The organism is Spirosoma gilvum (assembly GCF_054776815.1).
The window spans coordinates 156876-171840 of the sequence record NZ_BAAHBH010000005.1 but is presented as its reverse complement, the minus strand read 5'-3'; the positions used below and the strand labels follow the sequence as shown (position 1 = coordinate 171840).

At 50.2% G+C, this 14965-nt stretch carries 10 protein-coding genes; 9 read left to right on the top strand and 1 reads right to left on the bottom strand.

The features are described from left to right. Positions 1–14 precede the first annotated feature (14 nt). On the bottom strand, positions 15–1463 hold the full coding sequence (gene rpoN, locus ACYVFD_RS14825; RefSeq protein ID WP_461090959.1) for an RNA polymerase factor sigma-54: 1449 nt from the start codon (positions 1461–1463) through the stop codon (positions 15–17). A 155-nt stretch (positions 1464–1618) separates the two neighbouring features. Between rpoN and ACYVFD_RS14820 the strand changes: the two genes are divergently transcribed. The 9 genes from ACYVFD_RS14820 to ACYVFD_RS14780 all read left to right on the top strand — a co-directional run bounded on the left by ACYVFD_RS14820 (position 1619) and on the right by ACYVFD_RS14780 (position 14965). Continuing rightward, positions 1619–3097, top strand: a complete 1479-nt coding sequence (locus tag ACYVFD_RS14820; RefSeq protein ID WP_461090958.1) for a nicotinate phosphoribosyltransferase — start codon at positions 1619–1621, stop codon at positions 3095–3097. A 347-nt stretch (positions 3098–3444) separates the two neighbouring features. Next, positions 3445–5199, top strand: a complete 1755-nt coding sequence (locus ACYVFD_RS14815; protein ID WP_461090957.1) for a tetratricopeptide repeat-containing sensor histidine kinase — start codon at positions 3445–3447, stop codon at positions 5197–5199. A 9-nt stretch (positions 5200–5208) separates the two neighbouring features. Continuing rightward, positions 5209–5946, top strand: a complete 738-nt coding sequence (locus ACYVFD_RS14810; RefSeq protein ID WP_461090956.1) for a response regulator — start codon at positions 5209–5211, stop codon at positions 5944–5946. A gap of 157 nt (positions 5947–6103) precedes the next feature. Beyond that, complete coding sequence (locus ACYVFD_RS14805; RefSeq protein ID WP_461090955.1) at positions 6104–6841, top strand: HAD family hydrolase; 738 nt, start codon at positions 6104–6106, stop codon at positions 6839–6841. Positions 6842–6928: 87 nt separating this feature from the next. Next, positions 6929–8083, top strand: coding sequence for a TIGR03364 family FAD-dependent oxidoreductase (locus ACYVFD_RS14800; RefSeq protein WP_461090954.1), 1155 nt, complete (start codon positions 6929–6931; stop codon positions 8081–8083). Between the two features lie 164 nt (positions 8084–8247). Then, positions 8248–11553, top strand: a complete 3306-nt coding sequence (locus tag ACYVFD_RS14795; protein WP_461090953.1) for a SusC/RagA family TonB-linked outer membrane protein — start codon at positions 8248–8250, stop codon at positions 11551–11553. 162 nt (positions 11554–11715) lie between these two features. Beyond that, positions 11716–13287, top strand: coding sequence for a SusD/RagB family nutrient-binding outer membrane lipoprotein (locus ACYVFD_RS14790; RefSeq protein WP_461090952.1), 1572 nt, complete (start codon positions 11716–11718; stop codon positions 13285–13287). A gap of 205 nt (positions 13288–13492) precedes the next feature. After that, a complete protein-coding gene (locus tag ACYVFD_RS14785) occupies positions 13493–14413 on the top strand; it encodes a metallophosphoesterase family protein (RefSeq protein ID WP_461090951.1) in 921 nt (306 codons plus the stop codon). A gap of 3 nt (positions 14414–14416) precedes the next feature. Next, the gene (locus tag ACYVFD_RS14780; RefSeq protein ID WP_461090950.1) at positions 14417–14965 is read left to right on the top strand and encodes an HD domain-containing protein; all 549 of its coding nucleotides are present in this window, start codon (positions 14417–14419) and stop codon (positions 14963–14965) included.

Here is a 14965-nt window from a genome sequence, read left to right as displayed (position 1 = left end):
TCCATTATTCATTATTAAAGCTGTTTTCGTAAACGGGCGACCGGAATGTTGAGTTGTTCACGGTATTTGGCTACCGTACGCCGGGCGATGTTGTAGCCCCGGTCGTTCAGAATCTTTTCCAGCTTGTCGTCCGAGAGGGGGTGAAGTTTGGGTTCAGCGTCGATCAGGTCTTTCAGGATATTCTTTACTTCCCGGCTGCTGACATCCTCGCCCGTATCGGTCGAAATACCTTCCGAGAAGAAGTATTTGAGCGGATAAATACCAAATTCGGTCTGTACGGCTTTGCTGTTGGCTACCCGCGACACCGTCGAAACGTCCATGTCGATCAACGTGGCGATGTCTTTCAGGATCATCGGTTTAAGCCGCGACTCGTCGCCTGTCAGGAAGAAGTCGTATTGAAAGCGGACTATGGCGTTCATCGTCCTGAGCAGAGTTTGCTGCCGTTGTTTAATGGCGTCGATAAACCATTTAGCCGCGTCCAGTTTCTGTTTGACGAACGTGACGGTTTCTTTCAGCGACTTATTCTGCTTTTTACTCTTGTCGTAGGTGTCGAGCATATCGGCAAACGACCGGCTGATTCGTAGTTCAGGGGCATTTTTCGAATTCAGCGTCAGTTCGAGCTTGCCGTTGTTGTTGGTCAGAATAAAATCAGGAACCAGATACTGAGCGGCCCCGGCTTCGTCCTCTACCGAACCCGGCTTCGGATTCAGCTTGATGATGATGTCGATTACTTTTTTAAGCGAATCATCGCTGATATTCAGTCGGCGCTGAATTTTGTCGTAATGCTTTTTAGAGAATTCGTCAAAGAAATCTTCGATGATTCGGATGGCCAGCAGATTATAGGGATCGCCCTGGTCTTTCCGTCGAAGCTGTAGGACCAGGCACTCCTGTAAGGTACGGGCACCAATGCCCGATGGATCGAACGACTGAATTTTATGCAGAATATCCTCGACCTCTTCGGTGGAGGTAAACACATTCTGTCCGAATGCCAGATCGTTGACAATGGCCTGCAACGACCGGCGGATGTAGCCATCGGCTTCGATACTGCCAATAAGCTGGAGCCCGACGATACGCTGTTGTTCGGTCAGATTGAGGTAGCCAAATTGCTGAAGTAGTGAATCGGTCAGGCTCGAACTGGTGGCCAGCGGCATATCGCGTTCTTCCTCGGCATAATTGCCGTCGCCCTGCATTTTGTAGCCGGTGTAGTCTTCATCTTTAATGTAGCTATCGATGTCCAGATCGTCATCGCGTTCTTTGTAGTCGTCTACCTCATCATACAGATCATCATCCTCTTTTTGCTCATATTCTTCGTCCATACCCTCTTCCAGGGCGGGATTAATTTCCAGTTCTTCTTCAATTCGGGTGTCGAGTTCAGCGGTCGGTATCTGAAGCAGCTTGATAAACTGTATCTGCTGCGGAGATAGCTTTTGCTGAAGCGATTGGGATAGGCTTAACTTCTGCATGTTGATGCTATAAGCGGTAGAGTTGATCCGTTATGTTGAGCGGTTAAGTTGGTAGCGCAAAACTGCCCCTCACAATTATCAGACCAAAATAATCAGTTTTTTGTTTTTGTTCACATAAATTTTCTGTGAAGTTGTTAGATACTACCTTCGCGTTCATGACAAATAAGCTTTACGACACCTCGCTGAGCCTGTTGACCGATTTGTATCAAGTGACCATGGCCTACGGCTACTGGAAATCGCAAACGGCTGAAAAAGAAGCGGTCTTCAACCTGTACTTCCGTAAAAATCCATTCAATGGGGGCTTTACCATAGCCTGCGGTCTGGCCAATGTGATTGGCTACATTCAGAACTTCGGTTTCTCAAAAAAAGATTTACGCTACCTCCGAACGCTCCAGGGAAACGATGGAGAGCCTATGTTTGAGGAGGCTTTTCTGGAGTATCTGGCCAATCTGAAGCTGAGCTGTAGTATTTCGGCCATTCCGGAAGGAACCGTCGTTTTTCCGAATGAGCCCTTGATTCGGGTACAGGGGCCGATCCTGCAATGCCAGTTGCTCGAAACGCCTTTGCTGAACCTGGTCAACTTCGAATCGCTGATTGCAACAAAAGCGGCCCGCTTGCGGCTGGTGGCCGAGAACGACAAACTCCTGGAGTTTGGCCTGCGTCGGGCACAGGGAATTGATGGGGGCATGACCGCTAGCCGGGCCGCGTATATTGGTGGCTGTGATGCTACCTCCAACGTACTGGCGGGTAAACTGTATGACATTCCGGTGCGGGGAACGCATGCCCATAGCTGGGTGATGTCGTTCGAGGATGAACAGCAGGCTTTTGATGCCTATGCACGGGTACTGCCCAACAACGTCACGCTACTGGTCGATACGTACGATACGTTACAGGGCGTTCATCACGCTATCGAGACTGGCCGTAAACTGCGCGAACAGGGGCACCGGCTGGCGGGTATCCGGCTCGATTCGGGCGACTTAGCCTATTTAAGTATCGAAGCCCGCAAACTACTCGATGCCGCCGGATTTCAGGATACCGACATTGTGGCCAGCAACGACCTCGACGAAACGATCATCAACAGCCTGAAGCAGCAGGGCGCCAAAATCAATATCTGGGGCGTTGGGACCAAACTCGTCACGGCCTTCGACCAGCCTGCGCTGGGAGGAGTGTATAAACTGGCGGCCTTACGGAACGATAAGGATGGCTGGTCGTATAAAATGAAGCTGTCCGAACAGGCTATTAAAATCTCGACGCCGGGTATTCAGCAGGTTCGCCGGTTCCGCGATGAACGTGGACTCATCGCCGACATGATTTATGATACCGAAGTGATGGACGAGTCGCCTGGTGCCGCAACCATGATCGACCCACTCGATTTTACTAAACGTCGACGCTTTGACGCTGATCAGCTTTATGACGATTTGCTGGTGCCTGTATTTCAGGATGGCCAGTGCGTGTATAGCTCACCGGGCATTCATGATGTACGGGCGCGGGTACAGGAGCAACTGGCGGGTCTGCACCCAGGTGTAAAACGCTTTGTAAACCCCCACACCTATCCGGTCGGGCTGGAAAAGCGACTGCATGATCATAAAACGGAACTAATCCTGAAACTCCGGGAAGGTCAGGCTACAAAATAAACAGCTAACCCGATCCGTCGAATTAGCTGAATGCGTCTGCCTACAAACAAGTAGGGTGGTCAGACGTGCGTGATGGCTGCGTTAAAGTAAAGTTTAAACATAGCGTATGGGTTGAGTGAGTGTGGCTAAAAACGGAAAGCTAAAAACAAATAAGCACCTACTGGTAGGTATCCAGCTACAAAGAAGTCTGATATTGAAATCAGTACCAAAGGTGACTACCTCAACTGATTGCTTTTTCTTGCCAACTGCCGTTTTTTTCTTGTGGGAAAATTTGTTGTATAAAATAGCGTGGCTTTGACTAGATTTGATGTTTGAGAAGGTGTTCACTACCTATTGAAATCCACATCATGAAGCGTTGTCTGCATGCCTTTTTCGTCTGCTTGGGAGGGTTATGGCTGATGGCATCCGGCAGGAGTTTGGCTCAGGAAACTTCTTACCTGAAAGTACAGGCCAACCGACTGCAAAAAGCGCAGCAAACCGAAAAGGTTGCACTGGCCAGGCACGACTCCTTGTTGCTGGCCGAAGCCTACTATCTATACGGCAAGACCTACTCATTCACGGGCGATTATCAGAATGCGCATCAGTATTTTATCAAGGCACTTCGTATTCAGGAACCCAGAGGCTACTCGGAAGAACTCAGCCGGCTGTATTACCGGCTGAGCAATATTGAAATCAAGCAGGGACATCTGAACGAAGCCTTACGGTACGGCCAGCACGCTATTCACATTGCAAAGGCCATAAAATCCGATACGGCCCTGTCGCGGGCCTGTATCGGGATGGGGCAGGTATACGCCAACATCTGGACGAATCAGGTGCAACGATCCCAAATGCAGTACGATAGCAGCCTTTTCTTCTATTGGCAGGCCGAAGCGGCCTGCCGACGGCTAAAGGATACGGTTGGTATTGCCGACGTATACGCAGCCGTGGGCGAACTGCTGGCCAGTGCCAAAAAAACGCAGGCGGCTACGTACCTGGAACGATCGTTGGCCTTATTTCAGCTCAAAAAGAAGGATGATATTCATCTGAAAGTGATGCCGCAACTGGCTGGGGTCTATATCGACAATGGGCGTTTCGATCAGGCCTGGCAATTGTTAAGCAACGCTGAAAAACAGTATGCCGCGCGTAACCTGAAAGACTACGATACTCAAATTAGTATTGATGTACAGCTTGTTCGCTATTATGAAAAAACGGGTCAGTGGCAAAAGGCATACCAACGGCTGAATCAGTTACATAACCTTCAGGCCTACGTATTTCACTCCGACCACCAGGGAGCAATCACTAAACTCAATGTCGAATACGAAACCGAAAAGAGAGAAGCACTGCTAAAAGCGCAGAATCGGGAGCTGACCTTGCGGGCCGAAAATCTTCAGAGCCAACGCCGATTTACGATTACGTTGCTTCTGTTGCTGTTGCTGGTAACCGGCATGAGTGTGGTATTCTTTCGATTGTATCGTCGGAATCAGCGGATTAGTAGTCGTAACGAAGCCTTGGTGAAGGAGCAGAATCACCGGGTAAAAAATAACCTACAGGTTGTGGCCAGTCTGTTGAACCTTCAGGCAAAACGACTGTCGGACGAAACGGCCAAAAATGCTGTAGAAGAGACCCGGTTGCGTATTCAGTCGATGGCCATTGTGCATCGGCGGTTGTATGATGGTGAACAACTGGCGCAGATCGATCTGGATGAATTCATCCGGGAGTTGGTGCAGGGTGTGTTGAAAACCTTTGGATATCCGACACTGGAGCCACATGTTGCCATTGATCCGATCTCGCTCACGGTCGATAAGGCCGTGCCGATGGGATTGATTTTGAATGAATTGATAACCAATGCCTGTAAATATGCGTTTCCAGTTATTGATAACCCTCAACTCTGGATTAGCTGTCGCCAGCAAGGAGCAAAACTGGAATGTAAGGTGGCCGACAATGGCCCCGGTTTCGACAATTCGGATGCGCCCTTTTGGGAAGATAGCCTCGTTGTTCAGCGTACCTCGTTTGGTATGGCGTTAATCGATGCACAGGTAGCTCAGTTATCGGGAACCTATTCGTTCAGCACAGGCGAAGACGGAAAGGGAACACTATTTAGTATGGTCTGTAAACTGTATTAGTGAGGATTTATGAATCCGTTAAAGATTCTGATTGTTGAAGATGAAACAATTACTGCCATGGACCTTCGCGAAACGCTTCAGGAAGCGGGGCATACGGTTGTGGCCATTGCCCGTAATTTTAACCAGGCTATAGAGGCTGTCAAAGCGCACCAGCCCGATCTGGCGTTGATCGATATTCATCTGCAAGGGTCAAGTGCGGATGGCATCACCACGGCCCGTGAGCTGCTGGAAATTCATCGAATGCCGATTATTTACCTAACTGCCAACTCGGAACCATCGACGTTTCAGGCGGCCAAGAAAACCCTTCCGGCTGCGTATTTGCTCAAACCGTTTCGTCACGATGAACTGAAATTGCAGGTCGAACTGGCTTATTATTATTTTCAGTCGATGCTCAAAGAGCCGGAAGAAGCCGCGTCGGCCGAGTATCTATACCTGCCCGTTGATAAAGGTTATGAAAAAGTGGCTCCGAATGCCGTGCTGTATGTCGAAGCCGATGGGGCTTACGTAAAAATTTACCTGACCAATGGTAAAACCCACCATATCAGCACTAACCTGAGTCACCTGGCCCAGTATTTTCAGGCTCCTAATTTTTATAGGCTTTCCCGTTCGCTGCTCATCAACCTCGATCACGTAGAGCGCGTAGAACCTAATTATTTATTTTTAACGGATTATCGACCAGCTATTCAAATTCCAGCCACCGGCCGAAAAGAACTCCTGAAAAAACTGACCATCGTGCGAACGAAATAAAGGCTTACGTTGCATTCTGATCAATGCCCTAATCGGCTGTCAACAGTAGATTAAGGGAGACATGAAGCAACAAAATATTCTCTATTTCTTAATACGGAGCTGATAGCATGTACTGAAAAAATCCGTTGTTTTACTTCTCCTCAGACCAACACACTCCATGCAACCCATTGAATTAGTGGTTTTTGATATGGCAGGGACCACCGTTACCGACCACCACGAGGTTGAACGGTGTTTTGCCGAAGCAGCCGCCCAAACGGGCCTGTTCGTTACCGATGAACGAATTCTGGCTATGCAGGGCTTAGCCAAACGCTATGTGTTCGAAACACTCTGGAAAGAACAACTTGGTGAGTTGCATCCTGACATCCAGCGTCAGGTCGATGTATCCTATGCATCCTTTCGGCATATTCTGGAAGCACACTATCGGACGCACGGGGCCACGCCAACCGAAGGTTGCCTGGAAACCTTTGCGTATCTACGGAGTCAGGGCATTGCCATTGCGCTCACCACGGGCTTTTACCGGGTTGTAACTGATATTATTCTGGAGAAATTAGGCTGGCTCGACGGACTTGACAAACGCTATATAGGTGGGCCGCAGAGCACCATTCAGCTTTCTATTGCCAGCGATGAGGTAGAGCGCGGACGTCCCTATCCGAATATGATTGAGCGGGCTATCAGGTTGCTGGCCGTGAGTAGCCCCAAAGCCGTAGTCAATATTGGCGATACGCCTTCCGATCTGCTGTCGGGCCGTGCTGCCGGAGTGGCACTCAACCTGGGAGTTACCAACGGTACCCATTCCCGTGATCAACTGGAAGCCTACCCGCACGACCTATTGATTGGCTCATTGGCCGAATTGCCTAATCTGATTGCTCGCCGAAACGAAACGATTGAATTATAAGAAGGAGAAGGGAGAAAGGAAACGGGAAAAAGGGAGCTATTCCTGATGATCCTTTCTTCCCTTCCTCCCTTTTCCTTTCTCCCTTACATGACACCTACCTACGACCTGATTATTGTTGGAGCCGGAGCGCTCGGTACTTTTCATGCCTATCATGCCGCCAAAGCTGGCCTGCGGGTTTTATTGCTCGAAAAAGACCGGTATCCAATTAATGCCACTGTCCGAAATTTTGGGCAGGTTGTTCCTTCGGGACTGGCGGGCCGATGGTTTGAGTACGGTCGTCGGAGTCTCGAAATTTACCGGAGCATTCAGCAGGAAACCGACATCACGGTTCGGGAAAACGGGACCATTTATATCGCGTCTGATGCCGACGAGTGGACACTGGCGAATGAGTTATACGACCGATACCAGCCGATTGGCTATCCCTGTACGTTGCTGACCAAAGCGGAGTGTCTGGCAAAATACTCCACATTGCAGCCTGATTATGTGGTGGGCGGGTTGTTTTTTCCGGGGGAGATGAGCGTGGAGCCCGAGCAGATGATTCACCGATTGATTGCCTATATACAGCAAAAGCTGGGTGTGGATTACCGGCCTGGTTCGGCAGTGATTGATGTGCAGCCGGATGGGGGAGGGGCTACGGTTGCGCTGAGTAACCGCGAACGTTTTCAGGGGAAACGAGTGCTTATATGTGGCGGACATGAAGTTCGTCTGTTGTTTCCTGATATTTTGGCCAAAGCTGGATTGGTGGTCAGTAAACTACAAATGCTGTTAGCCGAGCCCGTTATGGATCTTCAGTTGCCCGGAAACATCCTGACGGGATTAACTATACGACGCTATGAGTCGTTTCAGGAATGTCCTTCCTATGCGGGACTTAAGACGCCCGATTCGCTGATTGAGCTGAAAAAGTGGGGTATTCATATTTTGTTCAAGCAGGCTGTTGACGGATCGATCATCGTCGGCGATTCGCATGAATATGCCGAAGCCACCCAGGCCGAAGATCTGGGCTATCATACCCAGGATTACATCAATGACCTGATGCTGGCCGAAGCCCGGCGGATTGTTACCTTCCCGATTAACATCAAAAAGACATGGGCTGGCTTTTATAGTCAGACACCCGACGAAATCTTCGAATACGATGTCGATCCGGCCATTCGTATCGTAACGGGAATTGGTGGGAAAGGCATGAGTTCAGGCGCGGGCTATGCCGAAGAAAGTATCCGTAATTGGTTAGGCATACACGTGTAGAAGAGTCTAGATTGAAACATAACGATTTGGTAAAATTAGCTTAATGTTTCAGGGTGAGCGGCCTATCTTGTTGATAATGAAGTAAAATACGGGTAATAATGGCGTAATGGGCGAACCATACTTTTGCGGGAAATTTCGTGAGAAATACTAACCTGCAAAAGCGTATGAAACATTCTCTACTGTCTTCAACGTCACGAACCAGCTCATTGCGACGCCTGCTAGTGACGTTTTTAGTTAGTGCGGTGCCAACCCTGTCGGTTTGGGCGCAAACGGTGTCCGGGCGGATTACCTCGGCCGACGATAATCAACCCCTGCCTGGCGTGTCGATTGTGGTGAAAGGCTCTACTACCGGAACAACCTCCCGCGCCGATGGTACGTACTCCCTAAATGTGCCGGCCAACGGAACGCTGACGTTTTCGTTCATCGGCTATCAGAACCAGGAAATTACAGTAGGAAACCGGACCACAATCGATGTGAGCCTGTCGGTCGGTACGGCCATCTTGAGTGAAGTGGTTGTAACGGCCCTGGGTATTAAAAAAGATATTCGACAGACAGGGGTCGCCATCCAATCGGTCGATGGGGCGCAACTGCTGAAAGCCCGTGAACCGAACCCGATCAACTCACTGACGGGTAAAGTTGCCGGGTTAACCATCGGGGCTTCGTCCGAACTGTTAGGTCGCCCAAATATTTCGTTGCGCGGTAACTCCGACGTACTTTTTGTGGTCGATGGGATTCCCATTACGTCCGATACCTGGAACATCAGTGCCGACGATATTGATACATATACGGTGCTGAAAGGCGCTTCGGCATCAGCCCTGTATGGATTCCGGGGTAAGAATGGCGCCATTCTGATTACGACCAAACGCGGTACTAAAGACAAGCGTGGCTTTTCAGTAGAGGTGAACACGAGCCAGATGTTCGATCAGGGCTTTATTGCCATCCCGAAAGTACAGGACGAATACGGCCCCGGCGATCACGGGGTGTATGCCTTCGGTGATGGAAAAGGCAATGGCCTGAACGATGGCGACTACGACATCTGGGGGCCAGCTCTTAATGGTCAGCTCATTCCGCAATACGACAGCCCCGTGGTGCCGGGTAAGACCTTCACAACCAAGTTTCCCAATGGGGCTACGTTTACCAGCGACCGTCAGCCAACGGCATTTATTCCACGCGGGAAAGACAACCTCCGTCGATTTATTCAGACGGGCATCCTGTCGAACAATAACGTAGCGGTCGCGGCTACGGGCGAGAAATACGACATGCGTTTTTCGCTGTCGTATAACTACCAGCGTGGTCTGGTGCCGAATACTAAGCTGAACGTGGCCAATTTCAACATAACGGGTGGCTATAATTTCTCCCCGAAGCTCCGGTTTGAGTCGAGCCTGAACTACAACCGGCAGTTTACGCCCAACTTTCCCGATGTGAACTACGGTCCGAACTCGCTGATTTATAACATAATTGCCTGGGGTGGGGCCGATTGGAACATCGACGATATGAAGCAGATCTGGCAGCCGGGTAAAGAAGGTACGCAACAGATTTATGCCGAGTATCAGCGGTACAACAACCCCTGGTTCCTGGCCAAATACTGGTTGCGGGGTCATTATAACAACAACGTATATGGCTACGCGTCATTGCGTTACCAGATTACGGATGGGCTGCAACTGACGGCAAAAACGCAGTTGACGACTTATAACCTGCTTCGCACCGAAAAATTTCCGTATTCGGCTACCACCTACGGTCGGGAAGAAGCACGGGGCGACTACCGGGAAGACCGCAGGGCGTTGTTCGACAACATCAACCAGGTATTATTGCAGTATAACAAAAAAGTAACGCCCCACCTAACGGTGAATGCGTTGGCCGGTGGTGAAGCGCGGGTGTTTAATTACAATTCCGATTTTGCCAGTACCAACTACCTGAACGTTCCGGGTGTATACAACTTCGCCAACTCATCGAATGCGCTGATCGCCAATAACTTCCAGGCCGATATGCGGGTGCTGTCGGCCTATTACTCCGCCGACTTTACGTTCCGCGATTACGTAACGCTGACCACAACGGGCCGAATGGATAAACTCTCGACACTGCCCAAAGGCAACAATGCGTACTTCTATCCGTCGGTAGCGCTGAGTACGGTTCTATCGGACTACATCAACCTGCCAACGAATCTGGGCATTTCGTTCCTGAAACTACGGGCGTCGTATGCTAACGTAAAAGACGGCCTGACGCAGTCGACTATCGGCACTACCCCCGGTGCTTCGTACCCGCTGGGGTATGGCGTTGATTACAGCTCGTCGTATGGCGGACCGACCTATCAGAACTCGGCCGTGTATTCGCTGCCGCTGGTGTACAGCAACAAACCGTCGGCTTATTACACCAACACGCTGAACAACCCGAATCTGAAGCCGAACTCGACCTCGCAAACGGAGGTGGGTCTGGACATTCGATTCCTGAACAACCGACTGGCGCTGGATGCGGCTTACTTCATTAGCAACGACGGCCCTCGCATCTTTACCCTGCCTTCGTCGGAATCGACGGGCTATACGGGGCGACTGGTGAACGGGATCATGACGCAGAAAAAAGGCGGAGAAATCTCGCTGACAGGTCAGGCATTACGTAATGCCAAAGGCTTCAATTGGGACATTGTGGCCAACTACTCGACCTATACCGAGCGGCTGAAAGAAGTGTATCCTGAGGGCGGTATCAGTACATTAGCTTCAAACTATTTTGTGGGGAGCAGCAGCAGCTCACGCTTTATCAACATCGGCGACCGGACCGACGGCTTCTATTCGGGCGCGTTCATTCGCACACCCGACGGGCAGTTGATCAACGATGCGGGCGGACGGCCTATTGTGAATCCGGTGGCTCAGTTCCTGGGGTATGTGAATCCGAAATTTGTATGGGGACTCAACAACCGGTTCAGCTACAAAAACATCAACTTCAGCTTCCAGTTCGATGGGCGCGTGGGTGGCATCATTGGTGATTACGTTCGGCAGAAAACCTTCCAGGGCGGTCGTAACATCGAAACCATCCAGGGCGCATTTGGTGAAGCCCGGAAAAACGATGTGATGGCCGTCAAATCGTACGTGGGCGAGGGCGTCGTTCTGACGGGTGGCAGTATCAACTACGATGTAAACGGGAATATCCTGAACTACGGCGAATTGAAATACGCGCCGAACACGACCAAAACGTATGCGCAGGACTACATCGCCCGCGTGTATGGGCAAACGGAAGTGTTCCTGATGGACCGGAGCTACGCCAAACTGCGGGAAGTAATTATCGGCTACACGCTGCCACAAACAGCCCTACGTCGGTTGGGTGTAAAACAGGCTAGTGTGTCGGTAGTTGGGCGTAACCTGCTCTATTTCGCCAAATACAAAGATATTGACCTCGACCAATACCTGACCGGTGGCGTTTCGGGCCTGCAAACCCCAACCACCCGGCGGTACGGTATCAACCTGAATCTGGTATTTTAAAACGTCATTCACTACGTGTCATTTAGTGGTCATTTGCAGTGCGTCATGAATCGTCATTACGTAGTCATTGTGATGATGTCAACGAATGACCGTAATGACACGCAGAGAATGTCTACAAAAATGACACGTAGTAAATGACTGACTATAAATGACTTTACAACTATGAAACTTCATAAACACATACTCCTTCCGTTTCTGGCGCTGGGACTGCTATTGACCAGTTGCGAAAAACCCTTCGATCAGCTCGAACAGGACCCTAACCGGCCTACGAGCGCACCCGCTTCGCTGGTGTTCAATGGTGTACTGAACGATATGTACAGCATTGCCGGTGGGGGCGCCTGGAACGATTCTCAGCGATATAACCAGTTCTACGCCAGCAATTATAACTACTATGCTACCAACGAATACTCCTGGACATCGACCGGGCTGTATTACACGACGCTGAAAAATGTGGTAAAAATGGAGCAGGAAGCCAAAAAAGCGGGTCTGCCCGACGTAAACGCGTACTCGGCATTGGGTAAGTTTTTCCGGGCGTATTTTTTCGAGCAAATGACCAAACGGCTGGGCGATATTCCGATGACGCAGGCGCTACAGGGCCTCGACAATCAGACGCCGAAATACGATTCGCAAAAGGACGTTTACGTGCAGATTCTGAAGTGGCTCGATGAGGCCAATAGCGATCTGACGACGTTGATTGCCAAAAACGATAACAACCTGGCGGGTGATATTTACCTGAACAACAGCCTGGCCAAGTGGCAGAAAGTGGTGAATACGTACAAACTGCGGGTGCTGATCAGTCTGTCGAAAAAAGAGTCGGATACCGATCTGAACATCAAAGCCCGCTTTGCTGATGTGGTGAATAACCCCACTAAGTATCCGATGATGACGTCGATGGACGATAACCTGCAATACACCTACAATAATCAGTATAACAAATACCCGCGTAACCCCGACAACTTTGGTCAGAATGCCACACGCGAAAATATGGCGGCTACGTATCTGGGCACGTTGACCTCGCTGAAAGACCCACGCACGTTTGTCGTTGCCGAACCGGCTACGGCCAAAGTGGCAGCCGGTATCAAACCTACCGACTTTGCTGCGTTTGTTGGTGCGTCGTCGGGCGAAGATCTGGCCATCATGTCATCCAACGCGAATCAGGGGCTTTACTCGTTCCAGAACCGGAAGCACTACTACAGCACCTATACGGCCGAACCCTACATCCTTGTTGGTTATCCTGAGCTGCTGTTCTCTATTGCCGAAGGCATCAACCGGGGCTGGGTAGCAGGTAATGCCGAAGAGTACTACAAAAACGGAATTCTGGCGTCGTGGGGGTTTTATGGCCTGAAAGATGGTGCCAACACGGTGTATTTCTCGGCCGACGGTGGGTATAAAGTGTTCAACACCTACACCGTCAACGTAAGTTTTGCCGATTACTATGCCCAGTCGGCGGTGAAATATGCAGGCAATACAGCCGATGGATTGAAGCAGATTCTGACGCAGAAATACCTGGCCTTTGCCCAACAGTCAGGGCTGGAAGCGTTTTATAACCAACGTCGGACGGGGGTGCCCACATTTTTGGTTGGTCCCGGAACCGCAAACAGCCAACGCATTCCACTTCGCTGGCAGTATCCCGCTACCGAACGGTCGTATAATGCAGCTAATAATACATCAGCTGTTCAGAACCAGTATGGCGGCAACGACGACATCAATGCTGCAATGTGGAGTTTGAAATAACTGACTCTTGACAAACCGGACAGGCCCATGTGAGCAATTGCATGGGCCTTTTCAACATAAATCATCCGGTAACGGACCCATTGATGCTGTTATCAGTAAAAATCGGTGAGCGTCGTTGGGGGTTCATCGTGATTCGGCTATTTTTAGACCGCTCATCACTGCCAGTCGCTGATTGAGCAGTTGGCCTTAGACCCTCCTTCAGGTTATGAATCGTAGAACCCTTCTCAAGAGTGCCAGTTTACTTCCTTTTGTCCCTGAGTTAACTGTTGAATCGTCGCCACAGCAGCTGGCACGCAAACGTAGTGTTCGGTTTGCATATATTGGCGATACGCACCTTACGCCCGAAACCACGCCCATGAAAGGCGTAGCGGCCTGTTTTCATCATGCACAAAGCCATGCCGACAAACCATCGTTTGTCTTGCACGGTGGCGATGTGATTATGGATGCATTGAAAGAGGATCGGGCAGGAGTGCAGAAACAGTGGGATGCCTGGCATACGATCATGAAGGCTGAAAATTCCCTGCCGATCGAATACTGCATCGGTAATCATGATGTTTGGGGGTTTGAAGGTGCCAAGAGCGATCCGATGTATGGTAAAAAATGGGCCGTCGACCTGATGCGCATCAACAATCGGTACCGTAGCTTTGATCGAAATGGCTGGCATTTTATCATTCTCGACAGTGTGCAGCTGACCCCTGAGAATAAATGGTACACGGGCTTCATCGACCCCGAACAATTGGATTGGCTGAAGGGCGATCTGGCTAAAACTGCCCCGAAAACTCCGATACTAATTCTGTCGCATATCCCCATTTTCAGCCCGACCCCATTTTTTAATAAAGGAAATGTGGAAAATGGTAACTGGTCGATTTCGAGTGGAGTACTCCTGGCCAATACACCCGACTTGCTGAAGTTGTTTTACCAGTATCCCAACATAAAAGCAGCCCTGAGTGGTCACATGCACGTACTCGACCGAGTCGATTACAATGGCGTTTCGTATTTCTGTAATGGAGCTGTGTGCGGAAACTGGTGGAAAAGTGACGTCTTTCAGCAGACGAAAGCTGGGTACGCCCTTTTTGATTTATTTGACGACGGAAGCATCGAACGAACCTATCTTCAGTACACATAACGTATGAAAGTGATTGCTGATCTCTTTGCCCAGGGCGGGCAGGACGCTTATTTCGGAGAGCCTGTCACCCAGATTGAACATGCCCTGCAATGTGCCCATCTGGCCGAAAAGGCAGGGGCCGATGAAGAAACAATTGTAGCCGCTTTTCTGCACGATATTGGCCATCTGCTGCCGCCCGACCTAGCCAATGGCTACATGGATGGCTACGGTACAGTGGATCATGAGCGGCTCGGTGCCGACTATCTGCGGGAACTTGGTTTTTCGGAGAAAGTAGCGCAACTGATCGAACACCACGTGAATGCCAAGCGGTATCTGGTCTATAAAAATGCGGCCTATTTCGACCGGCTTTCGGAGGCTAGTCTGAAAACGCTGGAGTTTCAGGGGGGACCAATGACGGTGGGTGAAGCGCTGGCCTTTGAAACCAATCCCTATTTTCGGGAAATTCTACAGGTACGCGGCTGGGATGAACAGGCCAAAATCCCCGGTTTACCTACCCCCGACATGGCGTATTATCTGGCAATGGCAAAACGGGTGGAGGGGGCCACCAACTAA